This window comes from Turicimonas sp. TL08, assembly GCF_054660695.1.
The window spans coordinates 1-24,739 of record NZ_BAAGDP010000014.1 but is presented as its reverse complement, the minus strand read 5'-3'; the positions used below and the strand labels follow the sequence as shown (position 1 = coordinate 24,739).

Here is a 24,739-nt window from a genome sequence, read left to right as displayed (position 1 = left end):
GAGAGTAGGAATTTAAATTGACGACAGGAACAGACAAAAAGCTTCCAATTTCAGTGGTCATCCTGGCTAAAAATGAAGAAAAAAATATTGAAGATTGCTTAGAATCCTGCAAATTTGCCAATGAGATAATCCTCGTTGATGATGGTAGTTCAGATCGAACTGTAGAACTTGCCAAAAAGTTTAATGCAAAAATATTTGAACGTTCTCTGAGCGGGGATTGGGGAAGTCAACAAAGTTTTGGTATTAACCAGACCTCTCAGCCTTGGTTATTACTTCTCGACTGCGACGAACGTATAACGCCTAGTCTGTATCAGAGCATAAAAGACGTAATTGGTACAGGTGAAAAAAAGACTTATTTGATCCAAAGGGAAAATCACTTTAAACACTATCAAGCTCAACATGGTACCTTAAGGCCAGATTGGGTTCAGAGGTTCTTTCCAAATGAAGGAATCAGAGTTGAAGGATTTGTTCATCCTAAGATCATTTCGTCCTTTCCTGAGAAGAAACTTCAGGGGAGAATGATTCACTTTCCATACGACAACCCTGATCAGTACTATAGAAAATTGAATCAATATGCAAAGCTTAGTGCTGAAAAATATTTTAAAGAAGGAAGAAAGTTTTCTTTCTTTAGAGATATTGTGCTTAGGCCTGCATGGGCAGCATTTAAAGTTTATTTCATAAATTTAGGTTTTATGGATGGAAAGATTGGGTTTATTTTTGCAGCTAATCACTATTCATATACTCTTCAAAAATATATACGATACTATCTGCTTAAGAATTCGGGAGGGAAATTTTGATGCTATCCTCAGCTTTCCTTTCCAAACAACGAAGAAGTATATTCAAAAAATTTTTAAGACTTTTTGAAGTCCCGGATTTTTCTCAAATTTATCTTTTTTCTGATGGTCTATGGAAGAAAAGGAGTTTTTCATTTTCAAAAGATGGGGAGGAAATATTTGACGATGTTTATTCGATATATTTCAATCGTCGTTTCCTCCTTTTAACTTCTTCTTTTCAATCTCTTAGAAAAAACATGGAGAGCAGAAGTAAAAGAATTTTCATTATTGGAAGTGGTCCATCAATTGCTAAACAGAATCTTAATGTTTTGAAAAATGAAGACGTTATTCTTCTAAACGGAAGTTGTCTTCTAATCAAACAGCTCGCTTTAAAAGAAGCGACACTCGTTATCTCAGATGACTCGTTTATACAAAAAAGAAGTCGTTTGTTGAATGAAGTGCTGAAGTATGTTCAAGAGAGTGGGAGCAAGATTAGATTATGTTTTTCCTTTAGGGTTCTTCGGGCCTTTCTTAAAGAAAAAATTCTCCTTCCGGAGGAAGCGAAGATTTTTCTCTTCGAAGAATTACTTCCCGACGTGATCCTACAAAGTCAAGCATCTTTAAATATTTATGATTACAAGCAAAGGATTGTATGTAATGACATTACCATGAAGATATTCTCTTCCTTTGATAAGACAGGTGTCTTTCACTGCGGGTCGGTCATGACCGTCGGAATTCAAATTGCGGCTTTCCTAGGTTACGAGGAAGTATACCTATTAGGATTTGATATCGGAAATTCCAACAAGCCTCGATTCTATGAAAATGAAGGGGACAAAGTTAGGAGTGGGTTGCTAGCCGATTATGAAACCGGGATCCTTCCATTTATGCTATTAGCTTCGGCTTGGTTTATGAAGAACAATCGAAAAATTTTTAATTGTTCTCTCTCTACTTTACTTCCCTATGAGGTAGTTCCGTATCTTGATTTTGACCTTTTTTCGAATGAATAGAATTTATTATCTCTAAAACTTTAGAGACATGGTAATGGACGGAGAGATCATAGTTAAATTTAGTTTTATTATCTCTTCCTTTTGTTAGCGGGGAGCTATTTTTTATCGCAAGTTCTATTTGAGTTCTCAGACTTTCTATACTGCCAGCCTCAAAAACATATTTGAAATTGTTTTCGATTATTTCGTTGCTTCCAAGCTTATTGGATGCGACTATTGGTGTGCCAGAAGCGACACTTTCAACAGCAGCTAAACCAAAAGGCTCATAATTGGAAGCTAGGATTGAAAAGTCAACAGCTTGGTAAAGTTCTTCAATATTATTGGAGTATCCGAAATATTCAACATTTTTGATTGAGCGATCAACTTTTTTACCAACCACTAAAAGAGTTACAGGAAGATTGGTTTCTGAGAAATATTGAGCAAGGAGATCTAGTCCTTTTCTCTTATGGCTAGAAGAAACGAACAGAAAATATAATTTCTCAGAGGACAAACCCAATTTTTTTCTTAGCTTTTCTTTTTCATCTTTAGAAACAGGATGAAATTTTGCATAAGATACTGGTGGATAAAGTAGGCTTATTTTCCCGGAAGGTACTCCATAAAGTCGTATGAGTTCGTCTTTCATTAATTTTGAATGAGCAACGATAAATTTAGCTGAATTATTTTGAGATGTTTCTATTTTTTCAATAACTCTGTCATAAAGGGTTCTACGTCCTTTCGATAAAACAAATCCTTTATGAGTGCCTCCACACATAACGATATCTGAGGCCGAGCATCTGCAGCAACCAATTAAAATATCAATTCCTAACTGTTTCTTAAGTTTTTTAACTTTCCAGGAGAAGTAAAGATCTTTTAATATCCTCGGTAGCCAAGCGACATTTATCTTGATGGAACTTACATTATTAAGAAGCTTCTGTTCTGGATCAATTTTTTTCGTAAGAATGACAGGTTTGGATTCTAAATAAGGCAAAAGAGCTTCAACTAACTGTAATGTGTAGGTCTCCATTCCTCCATCATTCTTAAAACTATTACAGACTATTCCAATTTTCATTTTGATTTCTTAAATATAAAGATAAAGGGAAAAGTGCTCCTAACCATAACCAATAAAACTTCATTACAGCTGAATGCCCTAGGTTATATTCTGTTAATCCCTGAAGGAAAAGACAAAGAGTTGATGCAAAAATCACAACATATATGCCTTGTTTAAACTTAGTAAAATTTCTGAAGCTATTTAGAAGAAGGAAGCCAAATAAAAGCAGGTATCCAATAAGTCCGGACAAACCGCTTTCTCCTAAGAGTTGAAATATATTACTGTGAGCCCTAGTTAAATTTCTTTCTTTTGCGTTGTTATCTATATATTTATTTTTATATTGGTCGCCATACGCGCCTAGACCCACTCCAAAAAAAGGATGATCTTGAAACATTTTGTAGGAACTTTTCCACAAAAGTATTCGTTCTGATTTCAAATAAACTTCTGAAGAAGTTAGGGTTTTTATTCGGCTAGAAACTTCTTCTGAGGTGTATAAAGACCCGACCCCAATACTACTTGCAATACATAACACTATCAGTAGGCTCTTAAAAGAGAACTTAAAGAATAAAAGCATTACGATAAAGCTAGCTCCAACTGCAAGCCATGCTCCGCGAGTGCCATTCAAGACCAGCAAGACTAAAAACGCAAAACAAAAAGCAATACAAGCTACTTTCTTAAAAAGAATTTTTTCTTGCAATGCTTTGTAGAAGAAAAAGGGCAAAACAATGCATGCGAAGCCAGCATAGACCATAGGGTGACCAAAGAATCCAGTCACTCGGCCACCAAATTTAGGTAGAGGATCAATAAAAAGACAGGCGATCGAATCGACGCTAAAAGAGGCAACTAAAGAAAAAAATACAAGTAGGTAAGGCCTCCAGTTTTTAAAACTGAGCAAAAGAACTAAAAACAAAACCCCTCTCATTAGATAAGTTCTGGACCAAACTCCCAGGGCTAAGGCGATGTCAGGGCTAGTAAGAACTGGTAAAAACTCTAAAATAGCGTAAATTAAGTAAATCAAAAAAAAGATTTGAAATCTTTTGAATCTCGTCTTAATTTCCTGAGGATTTTTGATTAAGTAGAGAACAAAAAAAAGATAAACAAGGATCTGAAATAAGTTCGAAACCTTAACTTGGATGCATTGAAAAAATGCACAAAGACAAAAACTAAGGAGTAGAGCACTTTCCAAGAAATTTTGTCGTTTAAAAAAGTTTGAGAGGTTCATTTTGTTTCCAAAGATTATCTATCCAAATGTTGAGAACTAAGAATGTCCATAGTTGAGATCCTCTCGCTTTTCCCGTTGCATTACGCCGTTTTGACTCTCACAACACATAAACAAAAGTCTCTTTAACTATTTCTAAATACTCACCTAGTGAAATGATTTTTACTAGTCTTTTAGTTTTTCAAGGATTGCCGGAGCAATCAAAGTACTCCCATATGACGTTAAATGATTTTCATCTCTATAAACAGCTTTACCATTATTTACGAGAGAACAATATCCATTTTTACAAACAATGTTGGTAGGGTCTACGACCTCCACATTCGTAAATTTTGACGCGATCCCCTTGATGATTTCGTTTACCTTAGAAGTAGCAGCAGTTGCTTCTTTTTGGCTTACACCACATTTTTCTAAAGAGAAGATAGGTCGGTAACAAGAGTAGACGGTAAAGGGAAATTCTGGTGTATTCAAAATAATCATCACATTTTTTTTGTGAGTTTGCAGTTGCTTCAACCAATCGCTCATAAAAAGTTTAAGGGCCTCCTCACGTTTTTTATAATCTTTCGGGTCAACCCTATTGTCGTTGAGCCAGCTGTATAGGCCAGGTGAATTCAAAAAAAGATTCCATCTAGATGCCAGAATTACAGTTTTAATCTTCGGATCATTGAGTATCTTGTCGAAAGCTTTGTCGAGCATAGATTGTCCTTGTCCTTTTTTGATGTAGTTTGGCTCCGCTGTAACCTCAAATACATTTTTAATAGCGGGCGTTCCTTTCATGCCCAGAAATACAATGCCTTTCGAGGAGCCCTCGAAAAGGCCTCTTAAGAGGTGCCTGCCATGTGAGTCTCCTAAAATTGCAATCTCGGCGGTTTTACCTTTTTCTGCGTAGCAAAAAGAATAAGCATCAAGACTTCCTTTTCCATATTTCTCTAAACAATAGTCGGTGGTATGGGGGAAATTGTTATCAGCGCTCTCCAAGACTAATTGTCCTGCCTTATCCAGCCGTTGTGGAAGTCCTTTCATAAGGCGAATAGTCGTCCCAGAAGCAAATACAAAAAAAAGAATTACAGACAGAGAAATGGAAAGTCTCAAAGTCGCCTTCATTTTTCTTATTGGATTTTCAACAAAGAAATAACTAATAATTGCGATTAACAAACCAACAAAGATAAGGCCAATCCTTGTTCCAAACCCCGGAAGATCTCCCCCAAGAATGATTCTGGAGAAGGCTAAAGGTGGCCAGTGCCACAAATACCAGGTATAACTGATCAAGCCAACGAAAACTACTAATTGATGTGAAAGAATGGATTTATTAAAGATGGAGTTTTGGCCTATTAAGATCAAAAGAGTTCCAAGAACTGGAAAAAGAGTAATTATTCCAGGAAACTTGTCTTGTTCACTTGTTATTACTAATCCAATAGTGACTAACAAAATGCCTGAGAAGGATGACAAATTTTGCTTGGCTAAAGATAAAGTAGATAAAAAGTTATTTTTATTTATATAAAAAGCTAATAAACCACCACATGCGAGTTCCCAAAAACGCGTATGGAGAGAATAAAAGTTCAAAATAGTATTATCTTTAAAAAAATAAACGGAAAAAAATGAGAGAAGGGTTAGGATGAATAGGGCTGGTACAAGTTTTCTAATTTTGAAAAGAACAACGCATATTAAGGGATAAAAAATATAGAACTGTTCCTCAACGGCCAATGTCCATAGATGCATCAATGGCATCATTTCTGTGGTCTGATCCCAATATCCCCCTGTGCTTTTAATGAGGTAAATATTTTCTCCGAAAAATGCTCCCCAACAAATCTGACGGACCAATAAGCTTAATTCAGAAGGGGCCAAAAGTATGCATCCAGCAATTGTGACTCCAATTAATAGAAAAATTAATGCTGGAAAAATCCTTCGAATTCTTCGAAAGTAAAAATCGGCGAATGAAAAATTGTCTTTTTCTAATTTTTTAAAGATAATTCCAGAAATCAGAAAGCCTGAGATAACAAAAAAGATATCTACGCCAATAAATCCGCCCGGAAAAAGCTCGGGAAAAGTATGAAAAAATACTACGGCCAGAATAGCGATAGCTCTTAGACCGTCTATGTCCGGACGGTAATTATTTATTCTTGGAGGGGAATAAAACATGTCTCTCAGGCCATATTGTTTTTGGAAAATCTTCTTAGAATATTTAATGGAACAGTGAGTAAAAATAGTCCTGTTCTTCCTAAAAGTTTCGAAATTATAGTAAAGTGTCTCTACTGCATACCTATTCCTAAGAATGATATTTTTTCTCCCCCCAAAATTTTAATGATAATTTCTGGATAAAAATAAATAGAGCTTCTTAATAAGTTGATCGTTGGGAAACCAGAGTGAAATTGGAAATAAGCGTTAATGAGTTAGGACAATTTATTGCTTAACGCTTTAGATCTCATTCAGAAACTGGAGTTTTACTTAATGTTTAGAGTTCATTTCCTCTTCTTTATGTTTTAAGGCCTAAAAGACTAATTTTTACAATGAATTTTTACAATGATGGATGGAAAAAGGTTGAAAACCGTCAGATTGTTTCTATCCAAGGTCTGCAGATCCTGAACTTTAATGGGGTGCAATGCTAATTAACGGAAGAATTTGAGAAATGTCTCATATGCATATTGTGAATTTGAAATAAGATCTACCTATACAGAAAAGCAAGTTGATTAAATGTTGAAAATTACAGTGATTGGAGCCGGCAGCTGGGGCACAGCTTTGGCGGTCATTTTGTCTAAGGCCGGAAATCAAGTTAAAGTATTAAGTTTGACCAAAAGGAACTTAATCTCACTTCGTTCCGGATACCATCCAAATTTTGAAGGGCTCCTGCTTCCAAAGGAAGTTGAATTTACTCAAAATGTTGAGTATTCCCTTGCTGACAGGGATATTGTAATTTTTGCCGTTTCTTCAAAATATTTGCGCCCCTCTATTGAAGTAGTAAAACCTTTTATTAAAGAGAATCAGCTCCTAATATCGGTCATTAAAGGCTTAGAGCCACTTACGCTGCTCGTTCCTTCGCAAATTATTCAAGAGGCTTTCCCTCATAATTCTGTTGCTGTTCTGTCCGGACCAAGCCATGCTGAAGAGGTAATCAAAGGAGAGCCTTTCGGTATGCAATTGGCATCCGAAGATTTGAGAGCAGTTGAATTAATTCGAAAAGCCTTCAATAAAGCAAATGTCTATCTTCCGGCGACCGATGACTTGATAGGAACTCAGCTGGGAGGAGCTCTCAAGAACATTATTGCAATTGGCTATGGGATTGCACTTGAACAAGGTCTGGGAACTAACTTTTATTCCATGCTTGTTACAGCAGGTATGTCAGATTTAAGAAATTTGGCAGTGGCTGGCGGTGCGGCCCCCGAAACTCTAATGGGACTTGGTGGCCTGGGAGACCTCATTACAACTATCGGAAGTCCGTACAGTAGAAATAGGAAATTCGGTCAACTATTAGGCAGCGGTATTTCTGTTGAAAAAGCTCTCCAACAGGTTGGAATGGTTGTTGAGGGCGTAAATGCGATGGAAGGCGCATTAGAACTTGCTCAAGAAAAACAAGTCTCTATCCCGGTTATTAATTTCATTAACAACATCATCAAGAAGAGAATTTCGCCAACCAAGATGAAAGGACTCGTTCAGCTCCTTAAAGGCACTTATTAAGGAGCTGAAGAGGCAAGTTTAGTAGGCGCCGGAATCTTTGGATAGGAGCACTCGGACGGTTTTTACCAGCATGCTGATATCAAGCCAAAGATTCCAGTTTCTCACATACCAAGCGTCAAGCCGGACTCTTCTGTCATACGAAGTATCGGAGCGGCCGCTTGTTTGCCAAAGTCCGGTCATCCCCGGACGAACCATCTCGTAATCAGCGAAGTAGGTGCCGTATTTGCAGACTTCAGAGCGCGTTATAGGCCGGGGACCGACAAGGCTCATATCTCCGATAATGACATTAAATAACTGCGGTAATTCATCTAAAGAGGTTTTTCTCAAGAATTTACCGACCTTAGTCACTCTCGGATCATTTTTGAGTTTTTGTTCTCTTTCCCATTCAGCTTTCGCTGCCGGATTTGAAGCTAGGTAGGCAGCAAGCTTCTTATCAGCATCTTTTACCATGGAACGGAACTTGTAGCAGGGGAACATCTTTCCGTGTCTTCCTAAACGCATATGCGCGTAGATTGCTGGACCTGGACTAGTCGCTTTAATAAGAATAGCAATTACCAGAAGGAAAGGAGAGATGAGAAGGGTTCCGAGGACGGAAACGACCAAGTCAAATACTCTTTTAACAAATTGGTTGTACCAACGAGAAAGATTATTCTTGACGGATAAAACAATTAAGTTTTCTGAATAAAGGCGATGCAGTTCCATATTGGATACCGGCATCTCTTCTGTATCCGGCACGAATGAAACATTCTTCACCAAAGGAAAGAGCTCGTCCACTAAAAGATTAAGTTTCTTAGGATCCATCTTCGGAGCAAGAATCAAAACATTCTGCACTCCGCTTTCTTTGATAATTTCAGTGGCTTTAGACGTCGGACCAAGAATCGGAAACTTTCCGCTGAGAGCTTTGCCCTTTGGATTATCATCGATTAGGCCAACGACTCTAATGCCGAAAAATACATTAGACGTTGTGTAATTTAAAAACTTCTTAGCTGTCTCATCTGAACCAATCATAATTGTTGTTTCTAAAAACAACGAGTACCTGTTTAGAAGGTGCCTCATTATCAAGCGGCCGACACAAACAAAACAAAATACGAAGGCGCCTAATAAAGTGACAAAAAGTCTGGAGACAACAGGAGCCTTTCCTGCTAAAAATAAAATTACGATGTAAACAACAACGGAATAAAGAACTGACCAGAAAGTTCTTCTAATCATCTCTCCGATGGAAAGAAGACGAATATAAGTTCGGCCCCAGTGGAGGAAAACAATAAAAATTAAAGGGACAAACAGGAAGAAATAGAAACTGTCTAGGTCGAATTTGTCGTGCGTATGCCCTAAAGTTTGTAGGAGAAATTCTCTGAATTCTATTGCTACGCACTCCGCAAGAAGGATAGAGCAATAATCAACCGCCAGCATAATTACTGGCTGAATGAAAGTACTCCATCTCTCCGAGTCTTTTATTTTGGGTATAGGCATTTAATAAGGATCGGTTGTCGCTAAGTGAGATTCTACCTTAGTGTCGGTGTTTTCTATGATTTAATCGGTTCTCTTATAAGTTTTGAGTATCAGAAATGTCTCCTTTTCAGTTCTCCAGAAAGAAAATACAATTAACCGGCACAAAAATAAGAGATCGAATATGGCAGCAAAATCAAAAAATAAAACTTACTGGGTTTGTTCTGAGTGCGGTTATGACACCGTGAAATGGTTCGGACAGTGTCCGTCTTGCAAAGCCTACAACACGATGAAGGAGTTCAAGGTGGCCGAGCCCTCTCAGAATCGCTACGCGAGAGCAGAAGAAGATTCTCAGCCGGCTCATTTAGCCCTTGCAGGCACAAGCGGCATTTTGGACCTTTCGGATGTAAAAGCGGAAGAGGTTGCCCGTATTCACATTGGATTTAGCGAATTAGAAAGGGCGCTTGGGGGCGGATTCGTTCCCGGTTCAGTAGTTCTCATAGGCGGAGATCCGGGAATCGGCAAATCCACCTTATTGCTTCAGTCAATGTGCAAAATGGTTGGCCTCGGTCAAGTTTGCTTGTATGCGAGCGGTGAAGAGAGTCCGACGCAAGTTGCTTTACGTGCAAAACGGCTGGAAGTCGATACCAAGGGGTTGAAGTTCGTAAGCGAAATTCAGCTGGAAAAGATCGAGAGCATTATCGAAAGCCAACAGCCTCAATGGGTTGTTATCGACTCCATTCAAACCATGTTCTCCGATGCTTTGTCTGCCGCCCCGGGCTCCGTTTCACAAGTGAAAGAGTGCGCAGCCCGATTAACTCGACTTGCAAAACGAAAAGGGATAGGCGTGATCTTTGTCGGTCACGTTACTAAAGAAGGAGCAATGGCAGGTCCTCGTGTTTTAGAACATATGGTCGATACTGTGCTTTATTTCGAGGGAGACACGGAATCAAACTATCGCATCCTCAGAGCCTGCAAGAACAGATTTGGCTCGGTCAACGAAATCGGTGTATTCGGAATGACAGATAAAGGGCTCAGAGGTGTTAGAAATCCTTCTGCTTTATTCCTTGCCGAAAGAAGGGAGGGCGTATCCGGAAGCGTGACTTTTATCAATTTGGAAGGAACGAGACCGATTCTTATCGAAATCCAAGCACTTGTTGATAAATCAATGCTCCCAAATCCAAAACGTTTGACGGTAGGTACTGACAGCCAAAGGCTGACCATGCTTCTGGCGATTCTTCACAGACACGTATCATTGGCTACGTATGACCAGGATGTCTTTTTAAATGCTGTCGGAGGTATAAAGATTACCGAAACAGCAAGTGATTTACCGGTTTTGATTTCTATTGTTTCTTCTATGACTAATCATGCCGTATCTAACAAAACAGCCATGTTCGGCGAAGTAGGTTTGGGCGGGGAAATTCGTCCTGTTTCCAGAGGCCAGGAAAGAATTAAAGAGGCGGCAAAACTTGGATTTACGAGAATTATTGTTCCGAAGAAGAACAAAGTTGCTGACTTGCCGGGAGTTGAAATCGTACCGGTAGAAAATTTAAGAGAGGCTGTGAAAGCCGTATTCGGCTCTCAAGCCTCTCAAGCAGAATCATTCGATTCTTAATTTAGCTTGATTATTTCTTTCCGGAAAGGCGTTTTAGATAATCTACCATGCTGGATTCCTCAGCTCCCATCGGACGGTGAGTTGAGGATTTGCTGGCAGGCTGTGCCGGAGTTTGTACTTTTCCTTGATCAATGCCGGCCTGAACGTCTGCATTTTTTTCATTGCTCTTCATCATTTCGTCCATAACGCTTCCTTCTCCTACGTTTTGATAATTGTTGGTCTGAACCGGAGCAGGCTGGCGATAGCTTTGCTCAGGCTGTCTTTGATAGATATTACTATTGTTGTAAGGCTGTTGTGAAGGATCCTCTGCTTGGAAATAACCATAAGGGCTCATATAGCCTTCGGGCACAACATCCGAGGGGCTGGTTGGAGCCCGTAAACCATATTGATTAGGGCCACGCTGAGAACCTAACAAGAGGAAAATCAAAAGGACAACATTCAAGATAGGAATGGGTTGGGCCCAAATCCACCATCCTGTGTGATCTCGGTCGTGAAGGCGGCGAATTGTCACCGAAATAACCGGACAAATAACAAGTAGGCTATACGCTGCATTGATGATAGAGATAGTGGAAACCAATTCAGGCTGGCCTGCTAGGGGATTGACAAGAGTTTTAATGGAATCGCCGGAGGTAAGTACGGCATCTATGTCCCCGCCAAAAAGAGCCAAACAAAACAGAATGACGATATTGATTAAAGTAAATGACCAATACTCAGCTCTGGATGCTCTTCCTTTAAAAGTTAAATATTTAGAGAAACAATAAAAATACCAACGAAACATAGCATCTTCTCCTTATAAGTATTGATATCTTAGAGGACCAGCAAAAGGGAGAGCGAGATTATCACCCAAAAAAGTAAAGGACAAGAAAAACCAAACTTTGTTTCTGTTTGACGATATTGCAAAACACAACAAGTTGTTTTTCTTAAAATTTTTTCATTCAGAATCTGGGATCTGCAAAGATGGCACTATAAAAACGCCCTTTGAAGGTAATGTCCTTAAAGTTCTGATTATGAATAATCCAGAACAACTTACTTGTTCTAGTTTCTTCCCAACACTTCAACCAGAGTTACTAAGGCTTCTCTATCAAGTTCGTCTTGAGAGAGTGGCGGTTTTCTGGCCCCTAATTCCTCAAGTCTTCTCATTATCTCATCCCACTTATCTTGTCTAAATTGGGACCAGAAATCTTGATCGCTTGTGTCTTTTCCCAATGCCTCATCTATTATTTTTTGAACTTCTCTAGCGAGTTCTTTCTTTGATGGTGCAGGTGAGCGTTTGTTAAGAGCTTCGAGCTTTCTTCCTATTTCATCTCCTTTTTCTTCTACTATTCGACGTGCTGAAAAAGTTTCAGAGGGAAGGCCATTGGTTCTCCAGTTTTCTCCCAATACTTCATTTAAGATTTTTTCTGATTCTCTATTCAATTCTTCTTGCGAGAGTGGAGGCTTGCGCTCTGCAAGAGCATCTAACCGTCTTGCTATTTCTGTTGCCTTTTCTTCTCTACGATGCTCAGCGAAAGATGTCCCGGAAAGAAACTCATCCGGATGATCCTTATCTCTTCCCATGGCTATGTCTAGCCTTCTTTCCACCTCTCTTTCAAACTCCTCTACACTGTCTGGAAAATCTTCCGACAGCAATTCATCGACGATTCTATCCATTTCTTTTTTCTCATCCTTCAAAGCCTTAGAGGTTGAAGATCCAAGAGAATGCTTACTGCCTAGACTTTGATGTTGAGAGAGAAAACTATAGGTGCTCTTGCGATTTGGTCGTAAATATCGAGAGAAAAAACTATCCGATGTCTTATTTTCAGAATGGACGATATCTTCTGGGCTTACTGGAGCGCGTGCACCGTATTTGTTCTGAGCTTTTTGTGAATCAAGCAGTAAAAAAATTAGAACAAGAAAGTTCAAGAAAGGAATGAACTGTCCGGCCGCCCACCAGCCGGAATGGTTTCCATCATGGAGTCTTCTAACGGTAACAGCCAGAGCCGGACAAAAAATAAATACGCCGAATACAACCTCCAAACTAGTGAGGACAGAAACTAAGGTAGGATAGTTACTCAGCGCAGCCAGCATTACTCTGTATTTTTCTCCGGATGCGGTTTCTCCGTGAATAGTTCCGGTAAGAAGAGAAAAGCTGAAAAGAACAAAAATGTTAATTAACGCGAATGACCAAAATTCAGCTCTGGAAGCTCTTCCTTCGAAATCAAAGTATTTCTTTAAGCAATAGCGGTACCAACTAAACATATCGCTTTCTCCTTTCTTAGATGATAACTGATGAGAAACTCAGAAAAAATAGGTTTTGTTTCTTAGAAGCGGTGCTGAAAGGAAGAGACCACACCATGAATCATTTGTAAAAATTACTGCTTCCATTTAAGTTAACAGAAGGAAAATCAGTCGAAGTCAAAAGTTTGAGGTAAGAGGTGCGATACAATCCTCAAAAACTCTGAATAGGTAAATTCCTCTCATGAAGAAGACACTTCTCTCTATTTCTTTAGCAGTCTCTGCCGCTCTTTTGTTAACTGCGTGTAAAACAACCGAGCCTTATTACAGCTATTCATTCGAGCCTAACGCACAAATTCAGCGTGCATGGCATCGCATCGACGCAAAAGACATTGGGGTAGAACAAGTAAGGGTAGTCAAGATAATAGACTTGGATTGTGCGGGCGACAGAATTGCTATTCCGGGAGAAGGAGAGTTTTCAGATCTGAGGGACGCTTTCGCTCATTATTGGAAGAATGCTTTCATCACCGATCTTTCCAGTGTTGGAATGCTCAATCAAGAAAAGCCAAAGGTAAAGCTCTATAACCTCATCGATTCTGTCAAAATTATTGCCGAGCCGACTCAGCTTCAATGGCGGATCAAAATGGAAATCTTTTCTTCCAATGGCGGTATGCTCAAACAAGAAATTACCTATAACGCTCCGACTGACGGCTTAAAGAACATGAGAGAGGGCTGCTCACGATTAGCCGCTGGACTAGATAAGGCTGTTGCCTGGTCAATTCTTAAAACAATTAGTGATCCAAGATTCCAAGAAATGGTTCAGCCTGGTCTCGGGTATGTTCCATCAATGAAAGCTGTGAGCATCACATCAGTATTCCAACCGGATACGGAAGAAGATTATTGGAAGTCGAAACCGACCCGATAAATCTCAATCCCCTTTAAGTTTACGGTTTAAAGCTGCTTTCTTAAAGGGGCATTTTTTCTTTTAAAGCCCTAAATCCAAAGTAATTGCAAGAAGACTCTCCGTTAAAGACTTATGTTGGCTATCTGTAAGCGGTGAGTTTTCATTTTTTTTGTCTTTTAACAAAAACTCTTTGTCTCTTAAGAAAATGTTGCCTTTGGTAGACTGATTTCAATTAAAAGCTGATGGGGCCAGGAGTTATGAGCTAATTCTTCCCTTCGGCAAGCATTATCTGCTTAGGTTGATTAGGTGATTTTTATAACCAATACAACCATTAGTTTTTACCGAGGAAAAAATGTTTGACTTTGAGACATGGGTTGATAGGTGCGGACACGATTCGATGTCGGCGGATCGATTAAAAAATGATTTATGGCAATTGCCGGTTGGAAATCCAAAACCGGGATTTGACCCAATTCCGTTATGGCTGGCAGACATGAACTTTGCGACAGCCCCATGCGTAATTGAAGCAATCAAAAAACGTTTGGATCATCCAATCTTTGGCTATTTTGCTCCCTCTGGAGAATATTACGAAGCAATCAAGAAATGGCAAAAAGACAGCTTCGGGGTAACAGATTTGTCAGAGCAAAACATTGGGTATCAAAACGGCGTCTTAGGAGGTGTCACAAGCGCCTTAACCGTCCTCACGGATTGGGGAGGAGCAGTCCTTGTTCACTCACCCATTTATTCTGGTTTTTTAACTCAGTTAAAGCGAAATGGTTATGAGATTGTTTTGAGTGATTTGGTAGTAGATGAAGCTGGAGTTTGGAGAATGGATTTTGCTGATATGGAGAGAAAAATCCAACAACACAAAATCCATACTCTCCTTTTTTGTTCCCCTCATAACCCGACTGGCCGGGTATGGAACCGAGAGGAGCTGGAACGGTTATCAGATCTCTGCGAAAAATATGATATTTACGTGATCTGTGATGAGATCTGGGCTGATTTCACATTATTCGGAAATCGCCACATCCCGCTTCAAACTGTGTCTCCGGCACTAAGAGAAAGGACAATGGCCTTTTATTCTCCGTCAAAGACCTTCAATTTAGCCGGGATTGTTGGTGCATATCATATTGTTTATAACCAGAGACTGCTGGATCGACTTTCTTGGCAGAGCTGCACATCTCACTACAACGATATGAACGTTCTGACAATGCATGCACTAATAGGAGCTTACTCGGAGCAGGGAAGAATCTGGCTAGATGAACTTAAGCAAGTTCTTGAGGAGAACGTTACTTATGCCACTTCTTTTATTCATCAAAATTTTGAGGGCGTTCGACTGGTTAAGCCTCAAGGCACATTCGTGATGTTGCTTGAATGTTCTCAATGGTGTCAAAAACATGGGGTAGCCATAGAAGAAGTTTTATTAAGAGGGGTTGAAGCCGGTGTTATTTGGAGAGACGGGAAGGCTTTTAATGTTCCCTGCGGAATAAGAATGAACGTTGGGATTCCGTTTGCAAAGATGAAGGAAGTGTGCGACCGACTTCTCAAGTACGTTTTTATTTAATCCGGGAGATTGAAGACTAGTTGTCGGATTTGAGAAAATGGCTTGGACAAGCTCCGTAAAGATTCTTGAACTGAATGGAAAATGCCGATGCGTCGCTATAGCCGGCCAAAATTGCAGCTGATTTCACAGGAAACCCGTTCGCAATTTTTTCAAGAGCAAATATAAGACGCATCCGGTGTTTCCAATCGCGGAAGCTCATCCCGGTAGCTCGAATAAAGTGACGGGTGAAGGTTCGTGGGGTCACATTTAATTTATTGGCTAGCTCTTGTGCACTGGTTGACCAGGCACGATGATGAAGTAAATCGTTGAGCGCTGAACGTAACGGCTCTTCTTCCGGCATTAAGACGTCTGCGTTAAAAGCTTTTGTCTCTTGGACTAAAAGCAGAAGAAGGCGTCTCATTTCTTGCTTTGCCCCGGGGAATTGGTGCTGAAAAAGAGTAGCGATAAGTTCTCGAATTAGAGCAGTTGCAGCAAAGACCTTAATGCTTTTTGATTCAAAGATATCTTTGTATTCGCTCTTATCAAAATACAAAGAACGCATTTTAGTTGCCGATAGAAATGTAATTGAATGCTCTATGCCGGCCGGAATCCAGAGAGCCTGATAAGGGGCAATTATCCTTCTTCCCTGGCGAGTGGCGGCAAGCATTACGCCTTCGCAAGCATAGAGAAGTTGGGCTCGGGAATGTTTATGAGAGGGCCGCATTTCTCCGGCGATATAGTCTTTAGAGATGGATTGCCACTTGTCAGAGGTTTCGTTTTGCATTTTTGATTGTTCAGGTCAAGAACTAGGTTTGTTTTGTTATTTGGGTTTATCCAAGAGGTTGAAAGAGCACCTCTCTAAAAGTTCAAGTCAACTCATCATTATATTTTTACAAGGAGTCGAAATGTTAAAAAGTACCGATCACAACGATGCGATTATCCACCAAGAGTGGTTTTCACCTTGCGGCTGGCTGGATTTAGCATCTATCGGGAACAGCCTTGTCATGAGCGATTGGGTGGAAGGTTGGCATCGTTTACCGACGTTAAGTCGTTTTCGTCGTTTGACAAAGAAGGAGTTTGAAGCCGGAACTTCTCCAGTTATTGAAAAAGCTAAGGCGCAGCTGATCGAATATTTTCAAGGTAAAAGGGAGGATTTTGATCTTCCGCTGGAATTTATAGGGACAGATTTCCAGAAACGAGTTTGGACTGCTCTTCTGCACATTCCCTTTGGTGAAACAAAGAGCTATGGTGAGATAGCTGCAACTGTGGGTTGCCAAGCTTACCAGGCTGTGGGAGGGGCCGTCGGAGCTAATCCTCTCTCTATTATTGTTCCTTGTCACAGAGTTATTGGAGCGAACGGCAAGCTCACCGGCTATGGTGGGGGCTTTGAGGCTAAAACCTGGCTGTTATCACATGAACGTGCAAAGTTCTATCTTTCTTGAGCTCAAGGACTTAGGAGAGACAACTGCGAATCCAAGGAAGTTTCAATGAGAACGGGTGGAAGTGGCACAGTAAATGAAGATATCTGACTTTCTCTTTGTAATAGCAGGATCAAATAAAAATGAACAAAATAAATCGAAATGTGATTGTAATGTTTGAGGTAAAGCTATTGCCTGACAAAACAGATCACTATCTCAAGGTAGCAGAAGAACTTAAACATCTTCTCGATGGGGAAGAAGGACTAGTACGTACAGAAAGATTCGTCAGCTTGAAGGAAGAAAACAAGCTTTTGTCTTTGAATGTCTGGAAAAGTGAAAAAGATGTTGACAGATGGAGAAACACAATTGCACATCGGGTATCTCAGAAAAAAGGACGGTCTGAATTCTTCGAAAGTTACAGAATAACTGTTGCTCATGCGGTGAGGAGCTACGGTGATAAGGAACGGGAAGAAGCTCCGGAAGATTCAAATAAATACTTTCTGGAAGAAAACGATGAAGGATGAGGCTTTCTTCGTTTATGGCGATAAGGAAATCAGTTTCCTTAAAGCCAGAGACAAGCGGTTAGGAGAGGTCATCGATAAAGTCGGCCACATTGAAAGAGAGATTATTCCGGATTTATTTTCCGCGCTGGTCCACTCAATTGTCGGTCAGCAGATTTCTACTAAGGCTCACTCCACAATTTGGCAGAGGATGACGAATGAACTTGGATATCCGCTGATTTCTACACATATTGCAGGTTTGGATAAAGAAACTTTACAAACCTTTGGCATTACCTTTAAGAAAGCGGAATATATCAAGGCAGCAGCTAAGAAAGTTGTGGACGGAGATTTAGACATAGAGGGGCTGAGGTTCCTGTCTGACAACGAAGTCTGCAAAGAATTGATCAAACTCGATGGAATAGGAGTTTGGACAGCAGAAATGCTTTTAATTTTTTCAATGCAGCGTCCAAATATATTGAGCTTCGGTGACTTAGCCATCTTGAGAGGAATGCGGATGGTTTACCATCATCGACAAATCTCTAAAAAGCTTTTTGAAAAATATAAAAAGCGTTTGTCTCCTTACGCATCTGTGGCAGGTCTTTACTTTTGGGCGGTTGCCGGCGGAGCTGTCCCGGAAATGAAGGACTATGCACCTAAAAACCGCTCGCTGAAAACAAAGATAAATTTTGAAGTTTTGAGAGAATAAAGCTCCGCAATGTTGTCCGGTGAAAGTCAGGTTAGTTTGTAAAGAAGAAATAGAGTTTTTCAGCAAAGCTCATGACTGCACCTGCAATTTTCGGGAAGAAAGGTGCAGCCTTATTCATACTCAACTGACTTTTTGAAGTCCTGAAAAATTAAAAATATTATTGCTGTCCTGCCAGAGATCAAAAAATCTGGTTCTAGATTGAGAATACCAAGCCGGATGCTTTAAGTACCACCTAACCGTATCATTCAGAGCGGCTTTTATTTCTTTCGGATTTTCAATCTGCAAAGGAATGAGTTCATTCTCCCAGCTATTAGAAATTCCATTTTGAATCGCCGGGGCATCCAGTTCATCAATCAAAGCTTGATACTTCCCCATTGGAGGAGGAACTTCCGCATTGAGAACATCACAGATGGTGTTAGCAATCTCAAGCTGAGAAAGTTGGGAGCCGGGGGGAAGAAGACGGTAATGCTTTCCAAGCTCCCCGTTCTGTTCTATGTAAAGAAGGGCCGATACAACATCGTCCACGGAGACGAGAGGATCGTCAATAAGTGCTTCCGGAACGACCGGAATGCTTTCTCCTTCGATCGCACGGTAAATCATGAAAGGAGTGGGGCTGTCTGGTTGTTGGAATGGACCGAAAACCGAAGGAACGGATAAAGTTATTATAGGCAGCCCCTGTGAGGCGTAACCGTCAATCATCTGTACAGCTTTTTCTGAAAAACCATTTTTGCAGGTTCTGGTTGTCAGAAAAATAATCTTTTGCGCATTCTCAGGGTTCCGAACAAACCTGTTTCTCCAAAGAGTTAAGGAATCTAAGAAAGTCTTTAATCCCTCTAGAGCATCCTCCACAGACTTATTCCTGGGAGCTATCGTGACAAAGATTGTATCTACTGCAGCTGTAAGAAGCGCTTGACGGACTTCATCAGCATGGGAAACGTCGCAGCGGGCAAAAATATGGTGTGGCTTCTGCATCAAATCAGCGATATTGAGCAGATTCCCCGAACCCGAAAGGTTATCAAAATTATAAACCTGCCGATTTTCTTCAATAAGACGATAGGCGAGGTTGGTGCCAATGAAGCCGGCACCACCAAAAACTGCAACACGTTTCAAACTTGCACCTCATATTATTGGTTTCATTTTATTTAACCGTTGTCCAAATTAAAATTGGGATTTGTTATAGAGTAAAAATACTTAGTACTTACCGCCTATATCTTAATTTGTCAGTTTTAGGGGTTAAATGGAATTAAAACCTTTGACATTTGTCATTTATTTCATAATGTAAGAGCATAATTTCGCTATATTACAAATTTATTTAATATGACTAAATAAACTACCTATCCATGGAAATTACTAAGGATTGTGAGGTGGATAAATCACAGACTTATTTAGATTTTTCTTCACCCCTGCAAACAACACGGACAATACTACCAATAATTTTCAAGTTTTCATTTAACCAAATTAAGAATTGGTATACAAAATAACAAGGATTTACAGAATTGGTGCCATTTTTTAATTTGGGCCACGTTTTTCCTCAGACAAGAACATTTCGGTGCTATTTGTATATCATTGAAGCCTACTCAAACAAAGGAAAAAAATGATTAGATATTTAACAGCTATTACTGCCGCAGTTATTCTTTCTACAGGAGCTGCGGCTCAAAGTATCCAACTAAAGTCATTGCCGGCTGGTTCAAATCTTACATTTGTTGCACAAGCAAGTTCGGAAATTCCGAATGATCTGGCAGTGATGGTTTTCTCGGCTGTTTCTGAGAGTAAGGATCTTCCTTCTGCTCAGTCAAATCTAAATGGGATCATGGCCGAGGCACAAAAGACCATTTCTGATTTTTCCTCTTTAGCAAAAATTCAAAATTACGGTTACTCCGCTTTTCCTGTCTATTCCAAGCCAAAAGCAGGGCAGGCCCCTGAAATTGTTGGTTGGAAAGCCGTTCAGCGTATCCAGGTTCAGACAGAAGATATTGAAGGAGTTCCTGCTCTAGTTCAAACTGCACAAAATGCCAAATTGGCTTTAGACAATATTAACTACGGCCTGACAAAGGCTACCAAAGAACTTACTCAGGAAAAATTAATTGGCATGGTTGTTGAAAACGTCAACAAAAAGGCAGCTAATGTTGCATTGGCCATGAAACTTCCGGTTGAAACTTTTTATATAGAAAAGCTTGAGTTTAACCAAGGTTTTGATTCTGCTCCAAGAAACTTCGCTGTGCGCTCCATGATGGCTGCGGATTCTTCTGCAGGGGTGACGATGCCGTCTTTCGAAGCGGGTACTTCAAATGTAGAGCTATCTGCACGGGCAAGTCTGAAAATTCTACCCGACAACCCACAGTAACCCGACTGCAAACCCGAATGATTAGTTGAAAATCGGTTAATTTTGCGTTTTTGTTTGCTCTTTGGTGCTCATGCACTAGGGTTTTTGACTAAAATAATCAAAATATGCACAAACAGTCGCAGAAGTTGATTGAATCTGCGGAAACTAATAAGGAGATTTATTCGTGAGACCAAATTCATCCCACCCCATTCTTGCTAAAGAAGGTTGGGGCATCATAGGCGCTTCAATTTTTGTGGCCCTTCTTGTTTGGCTCCTTTTTGGAGGATTTATATCCTTCCTTTGCTTTGTCCTGTTGGCCTTCGTTATTCAGTTCTTCAGAGATCCGCCCAGGGCAGTCAGCCAGACACCTCATGCTGTATTAGCCGGTGCTGACGGCAGAATCTGCAAGATTCAAAAATGTATTAACCCGTATACAGGCAAGGAAGAGATGCTCATCTCTACCTTCATGAATGTTTTCAATGTTCACTCAAACTACTGCCCCGTTGGCGGTAAAGTTGAAGCTATCGAATATATCCCCGGTTCTTTCGTTAACGCCGACCTGGACAAGGCCAGCGAACAAAATGAAAGAAACGCTGTTGTCGTCAAGTCCGATGAAGGTCCTGTTATCACTTTCGTGCAGATTGCCGGCTTGGTTGCACGCCGCATCATTTGCCATCTGCATGTTGGTGAAGAAGTTGAAAGAGGACAGAGATATGGGTTCATCCGTTTCGGATCCAGAGTTGACATCTATGTTCCTTTGAATTCAGAAGTTTTAGTTTTCGTAGGACAGAAGGTCAGAGCCACTGATACAGTGATTGCCCTTTTGAATCCGGAAAAATTAGAAGAACCGGTCCAAGGTCAGCCTGTCCCTGAATTAGAAGCTTCTGAAAAAGTTGAAATCCCGGTTGCTCAGCCGGCTCAAACAGCTGAAAAACAGGAGGCATAAATGCCCACACCAAGCGATAAGATGAAAGCCGCTCGCTCGAGAAGACGTTTAAATCTAGCTCCTAGACCCCGTATCACTCCTCAGGCTATTGTCAAGGAAAGAATTGACACGGTAAAGAAGAAGGGGATCTATCTTCTTCCGAACTTATTTACTCTTTCCAGCCTTTTTTCGGGCTTTTTCGCAGTAGTCGTAGCAATCCAAGGAGATTTCGAGAAAGCTGCTATTGCCATTTTCGTCTCCATGGTGTTGGACGGATGCGACGGACGCGTAGCGCGTTTGACTCATACTTCCAGCCAATTTGGTGTTGAATTCGACTCCTTAGCAGATATGTGTGCATTCGGCATGGCACCGGCTTTAGTTATGTATCAGTGGTGTTTGCATGATCTCGGACGTCTGGGTTGGGCGGCTGCCTTTGTTTACTGTGCAGGTGCGGCTCTGAGACTGGCACGCTTCAACACTAATGTCGGTGTGGTCGATAAGAGTTTCTTCCAAGGTCTTCCTTCCCCGGCAGCGGCTGCTCTTGTAGCTGGCTTCGTTTGGCTTGCTGCTGATCAAAGAATTCCGGTTAATGCTGCATGGCTGCCTTGGCTCGCCTTGGTTATCACCGTTTATGCCGGCTTAACCATGGTCTGCAACGCTCCTTTCTATTCCGGAAAGAGCTTCCATTCCGGTAAGAGTGTTCCTTTCTGGGTTCTGATTGCTGCCGTGGTTGTTTTGTTTGTTGTAGCAAATGATCCGGCTTTGGTGGTATTTGTCCTCTTCTGCTGCTACGCACTCAGCGGATTTATTTACCAGTTCTATCTTTGGTACACAGGGCAAGATAATCCGGTCAGACCTAAAGAAGATGAGATCGAATTAGACGAGCCGGAAGAACCTGTTGAGGCTCAAGATCGGCAATAAATAATTTGATCAAAGTTTGGCGCCCGAGTGGCGCCTTTTTATTTGTCAAAAACTACGATTTCTTTTCACACCTCAATATAATAGATAAGATTAGATATAACTCTAAGCCTATAAACCTTAAACTCAGAAGACCTATGAATACACCGGAAAAATTAATCATTTTTGATACCACTCTTCGAGACGGTGAGCAAAGCCCGGGCGCCACGATGGGGCAGGCAGACAAATTAAGAATCGCTAAACAATTAGAAAGAATGGGAGTAGACGTTATCGAAGCTGGTTTTGCAGCGAGTTCTCCCGGTGATTTCGCAGCTATTCAAGCTATTGCTCAGGTCGTTAAAAACTCAACAGTCTGTTCTTTGGCAAGAGCAAACCTTAGAGATATCGAAAAGGCCGGCTTGGCTATTCAAGCCGCTCCCAGAAAGAGAATTCATACCTTTATTGCTACTTCTCCCCTGCATATGGAGAAAAAGCTCAATTTGCAGCCGGGCCAAGTAATTGAAGCTGCGGTTTCTGCGATCCGTGAGGCTAAAAAATACACGGACGATATCGAATTCTCTTGTGAAGATGCCTCCAGATCTGAGCCTGAATTTTTATATCGAATCATTGAGGCAGCTATCAGAGAGGGAGCAAACACGATTAACATTCCGGATACCGTCGGATATGCCGTTCCATCCGTTTTCGGAGAATTTATCAAGAATCTAAGAGAGCATGTGTACAACTCTGATCAAGCTATTTGGTCTGTTCACTGTCATAATGATCTCGGTTTAGCTGTGGCTAATTCTCTTTCCGGAGTCCACTTCGGAGGCGCGCGCCAAATTGAATGTTCTATTAACGGTCTGGGCGAAAGAGCAGGCAATTGCGCTTTGGAAGAAGTTGTAATGGCCGTTAAGACCAGAAAAGATTTCTTTAACCTCGGCTGCTATATCGATACAAGACAACTGGTTCCAGCTTCTAAGTTGGTTTCTTCTATCACAGGATTCCCGATTCAGCCGAACAAGGCCATCGTTGGTGCCAATGCGTTCTCTCATGCTTCGGGCATTCACCAAGACGGTGTTTTAAAAGCTAGAGACACTTACGAAATCATGACGGCTGAGGAAGTGGGCTGGAATACCAACAAGCTTGTTCTCGGCAAATTGTCCGGTAGATCTGCCTTCCGTCAGCGCGTAAGAGAACTCGGTATTCCTACAAAGAGTGAAGAAGAAATTAATGAAGCTTTTGCTCGTTTTAAAGAGCTCGCAGATAAAAAGACGGATATTTTTGATGAAGATATTCAATCGTTATTTGATGAGCAATACACAGAGCAGCAAAACATCAAATTTGTTTCTTTGAAGCAGGCTAGTGAAACTGGTAAGCGTCCGTATGCAGAAATTGTTTATCTGGAAAACGGTGTAGAGCGTCACGGTCAAGCCGAAGGAAACGGCCCTGTCGACGCAACTTTCAATGCGATTGAAAGCTGTGCGAAGAGCGGGGCAGAACTTCTTCTTTACTCCGTTAATGCTTTGACTCTTGGAACCCAAGCCCAAGGCGAAGTTACAGTCAGGTTGTCATTTGGCGGCAGAATGGTCAACGGCAATGGAGCTGACCCGGATATTTTAGCAGCTTCGGCTAAAGCCTATCTGGATGCATTGAATAAACTCAATGTTGTAAGAGAGAAGAAGAATCCGCAATTCGGAAACGATGCGGCAGCGGTCTAATTTCTTGTGATTTCAATTCAACACGGCACATGAAAGTTCGAACTTTTATGTGCCGCTTCCTTTACAGCGGAGCTGAAGACGCGCTGTTGATTTTCTAAATGCCTTTCCCAAGATTCTTTTATCAATAAAGAATTTTTTATCAGAAAGGCCCGTAAAAGGGGCTGTTGCAAAATTCATTATGCAAAGAAGAATTTTTCAGCCCCTTCTTAATTATTTAGAAGTAATAAATATAAGAATTAATTCTTTGATCTAAAAGCAAATTGAGGGTGCCGACCCTTCTGTTGCTTTGGCAAGAGCAACAATGAAATTACTCGCCATATATATCAATTTGACGTTTTAGAGGACCTCTTTCTTTTCTGTTGTCCTCACTGTCCAAAAATGTGGATAACTTTGGACGTATTAATGGGAGTTCTTTGAAGGCTTGATTTTGGAAACTACTAAAAAAATAAAAGTAGAACAATCAATTACCGTAAAAAAGCGATATAAAAAAGGGATGTTTTGCATTCGAAAAAATCGAATTTTGCAACATCCCCATATAAGGGCCGAATCTAAAATTTTTTTCAGTCAGGCGTATTCTGCTGTTCAATGTACTGGTTGATAATCGAAGTAGGGGAGCCTCCACAACTTGCAATGAAATAAGAGGGCGACCAGAGAGTAGTTGACCATAATTGACTACGAATGGAGGGATATTTCTTTTTTCGAATAAGACGGCTCGATACTCCTTTCAGAGAATTGACTGAACGAGATATAGAGACTTTAGGTGGGTAAGTAATTAACAAATGAACGTGATATTTTTCGCTATCAAACTCTACTAAGTCAGCTTCAAAATCATTACAAACTG

22 protein-coding genes are annotated in these 24,739 nt (G+C 40.6%); 13 read left to right on the top strand and 9 right to left on the bottom strand.

The window, feature by feature from the left end:
* Window positions 1–17: 17 nt before the first annotated feature.
* Both ACYQ4O_RS08405 and ACYQ4O_RS08400 read left to right on the top strand, forming a co-directional pair.
* Window positions 18–797: a glycosyltransferase family 2 protein gene (locus ACYQ4O_RS08405; protein WP_460175314.1), complete on the top strand. Its 780-nt coding sequence runs from the start codon at window positions 18–20 to the stop codon at window positions 795–797.
* Window positions 797–1,780: a hypothetical protein gene (locus tag ACYQ4O_RS08400; protein ID WP_460175313.1), complete on the top strand. Its 984-nt coding sequence runs from the start codon at window positions 797–799 to the stop codon at window positions 1,778–1,780. Before ACYQ4O_RS08405 ends, ACYQ4O_RS08400 begins: the two co-directional genes overlap by 1 nt.
* Here the strand turns inward: ACYQ4O_RS08400 and ACYQ4O_RS08395 are convergent.
* The 3 genes from ACYQ4O_RS08395 to ACYQ4O_RS08385 form a co-directional block, all read right to left on the bottom strand.
* Window positions 1,719–2,825, bottom strand: a complete 1,107-nt coding sequence (locus tag ACYQ4O_RS08395) for a glycosyltransferase family 4 protein (protein WP_460175312.1) — start codon at window positions 2,823–2,825, stop codon at window positions 1,719–1,721. The two genes, ACYQ4O_RS08400 and ACYQ4O_RS08395, sit on opposite strands and share 62 nt — an antisense overlap.
* Complete coding sequence (locus ACYQ4O_RS08390) at window positions 2,803–3,822, bottom strand: O-antigen ligase family protein (RefSeq protein ID WP_460175311.1); 1,020 nt, start codon at window positions 3,820–3,822, stop codon at window positions 2,803–2,805. Before ACYQ4O_RS08390 ends, ACYQ4O_RS08395 begins: the two co-directional genes overlap by 23 nt.
* Window positions 3,823–4,188: 366 nt before the next feature.
* Window positions 4,189–6,159, bottom strand: coding sequence for an acyltransferase family protein (locus ACYQ4O_RS08385; protein ID WP_460175310.1), 1,971 nt, complete (start codon window positions 6,157–6,159; stop codon window positions 4,189–4,191).
* A gap of 552 nt (window positions 6,160–6,711) precedes the next feature.
* Here ACYQ4O_RS08385 and ACYQ4O_RS08380 point away from each other — a divergent pair.
* A complete protein-coding gene (locus ACYQ4O_RS08380; RefSeq protein ID WP_460175309.1) occupies window positions 6,712–7,692 on the top strand; it encodes an NAD(P)H-dependent glycerol-3-phosphate dehydrogenase in 981 nt (326 codons plus the stop codon).
* Window positions 7,693–7,710: 18 nt separating this feature from the next.
* Here ACYQ4O_RS08380 and wbaP read toward each other — a convergent pair whose 3' ends face one another.
* Window positions 7,711–9,102: an undecaprenyl-phosphate galactose phosphotransferase WbaP gene (gene wbaP / locus ACYQ4O_RS08375; protein WP_460175335.1), complete on the bottom strand. Its 1,392-nt coding sequence runs from the start codon at window positions 9,100–9,102 to the stop codon at window positions 7,711–7,713.
* A gap of 220 nt (window positions 9,103–9,322) precedes the next feature.
* Here wbaP and radA point away from each other — a divergent pair, with 220 nt between their 5' ends.
* Window positions 9,323–10,753: a DNA repair protein RadA gene (gene radA / locus ACYQ4O_RS08370; RefSeq protein ID WP_460175308.1), complete on the top strand. Its 1,431-nt coding sequence runs from the start codon at window positions 9,323–9,325 to the stop codon at window positions 10,751–10,753.
* 10 nt (window positions 10,754–10,763) lie between these two features.
* Here radA and ACYQ4O_RS08365 read toward each other — a convergent pair whose 3' ends face one another.
* Window positions 10,764–11,531: a DUF805 domain-containing protein gene (locus ACYQ4O_RS08365; protein WP_460175307.1), complete on the bottom strand. Its 768-nt coding sequence runs from the start codon at window positions 11,529–11,531 to the stop codon at window positions 10,764–10,766.
* Window positions 11,532–11,788: 257 nt separating this feature from the next.
* Window positions 11,789–12,991, bottom strand: coding sequence for a DUF805 domain-containing protein (locus tag ACYQ4O_RS08360; protein ID WP_460175306.1), 1,203 nt, complete (start codon window positions 12,989–12,991; stop codon window positions 11,789–11,791).
* A gap of 220 nt (window positions 12,992–13,211) precedes the next feature.
* On the opposite strand from ACYQ4O_RS08360, the gene ACYQ4O_RS08355 reads away from it, so the two are divergent.
* Together ACYQ4O_RS08355 and ACYQ4O_RS08350 are read left to right on the top strand one after the other, a co-directional pair.
* Window positions 13,212–13,892 carry a hypothetical protein gene (locus ACYQ4O_RS08355; protein ID WP_277041880.1) on the top strand — a complete coding sequence of 227 codons (681 nt, stop codon included), beginning with the start codon at window positions 13,212–13,214 and terminating at the stop codon, window positions 13,890–13,892.
* A gap of 331 nt (window positions 13,893–14,223) precedes the next feature.
* A complete protein-coding gene (locus ACYQ4O_RS08350) occupies window positions 14,224–15,432 on the top strand; it encodes a MalY/PatB family protein (protein ID WP_460175305.1) in 1,209 nt (402 codons plus the stop codon).
* Window positions 15,433–15,448: 16 nt separating this feature from the next.
* On the opposite strand, the gene ACYQ4O_RS08345 is transcribed toward ACYQ4O_RS08350, so the two are convergent.
* Complete coding sequence (locus tag ACYQ4O_RS08345) at window positions 15,449–16,195, bottom strand: AraC family transcriptional regulator (RefSeq protein WP_460175304.1); 747 nt, start codon at window positions 16,193–16,195, stop codon at window positions 15,449–15,451.
* Between the two features lie 121 nt (window positions 16,196–16,316).
* Between ACYQ4O_RS08345 and ACYQ4O_RS08340 the strand changes: the two genes are divergently transcribed.
* The 3 genes from ACYQ4O_RS08340 (at window position 16,317) to ACYQ4O_RS08330 (ending at window position 18,035) form a co-directional block, all read left to right on the top strand.
* The gene (locus tag ACYQ4O_RS08340) at window positions 16,317–16,853 is read left to right on the top strand and encodes a methylated-DNA--[protein]-cysteine S-methyltransferase (protein WP_460175303.1); all 537 of its coding nucleotides are present in this window, start codon (window positions 16,317–16,319) and stop codon (window positions 16,851–16,853) included.
* Window positions 16,854–16,972: 119 nt separating this feature from the next.
* Window positions 16,973–17,353, top strand: coding sequence for an antibiotic biosynthesis monooxygenase family protein (locus ACYQ4O_RS08335; protein ID WP_460175302.1), 381 nt, complete (start codon window positions 16,973–16,975; stop codon window positions 17,351–17,353).
* Window positions 17,343–18,035 carry a DNA-3-methyladenine glycosylase family protein gene (locus tag ACYQ4O_RS08330; RefSeq protein ID WP_460175301.1) on the top strand — a complete coding sequence of 231 codons (693 nt, stop codon included), beginning with the start codon at window positions 17,343–17,345 and terminating at the stop codon, window positions 18,033–18,035. Before ACYQ4O_RS08335 ends, ACYQ4O_RS08330 begins: the two co-directional genes overlap by 11 nt.
* Window positions 18,036–18,155: 120 nt before the next feature.
* On the opposite strand, the gene ACYQ4O_RS08325 is transcribed toward ACYQ4O_RS08330, so the two are convergent.
* Entirely contained in the window at window positions 18,156–19,145 is a 990-nt protein-coding gene (locus tag ACYQ4O_RS08325; protein WP_460175300.1) for an NAD-dependent epimerase/dehydratase family protein, read from the bottom strand.
* 484 nt (window positions 19,146–19,629) lie between these two features.
* Here ACYQ4O_RS08325 and ACYQ4O_RS08320 point away from each other — a divergent pair, with 484 nt between their 5' ends.
* The 4 genes from ACYQ4O_RS08320 to ACYQ4O_RS08305 all read left to right on the top strand — a co-directional run bounded on the left by ACYQ4O_RS08320 (window position 19,630) and on the right by ACYQ4O_RS08305 (window position 23,898).
* Window positions 19,630–20,379: an SIMPL domain-containing protein gene (locus tag ACYQ4O_RS08320; protein ID WP_460175299.1), complete on the top strand. Its 750-nt coding sequence runs from the start codon at window positions 19,630–19,632 to the stop codon at window positions 20,377–20,379.
* Window positions 20,380–20,542: 163 nt separating this feature from the next.
* Window positions 20,543–21,304 carry a phosphatidylserine decarboxylase gene (locus tag ACYQ4O_RS08315; protein WP_277036556.1) on the top strand — a complete coding sequence of 254 codons (762 nt, stop codon included), beginning with the start codon at window positions 20,543–20,545 and terminating at the stop codon, window positions 21,302–21,304.
* 21 nt (window positions 21,305–21,325) lie between these two features.
* A complete protein-coding gene (gene pssA, locus ACYQ4O_RS08310; protein WP_308515141.1) occupies window positions 21,326–22,204 on the top strand; it encodes a CDP-diacylglycerol--serine O-phosphatidyltransferase in 879 nt (292 codons plus the stop codon).
* Between the two features lie 134 nt (window positions 22,205–22,338).
* A complete protein-coding gene (locus ACYQ4O_RS08305) occupies window positions 22,339–23,898 on the top strand; it encodes a 2-isopropylmalate synthase (protein ID WP_066592093.1) in 1,560 nt (519 codons plus the stop codon).
* 560 nt (window positions 23,899–24,458) lie between these two features.
* Here the strand turns inward: ACYQ4O_RS08305 and tnpA are convergent.
* On the bottom strand, window positions 24,459–24,739 hold a 281-nt coding region (tnpA, locus tag ACYQ4O_RS08300), incomplete at its 5' end, for an IS200/IS605 family transposase (RefSeq protein WP_460175298.1).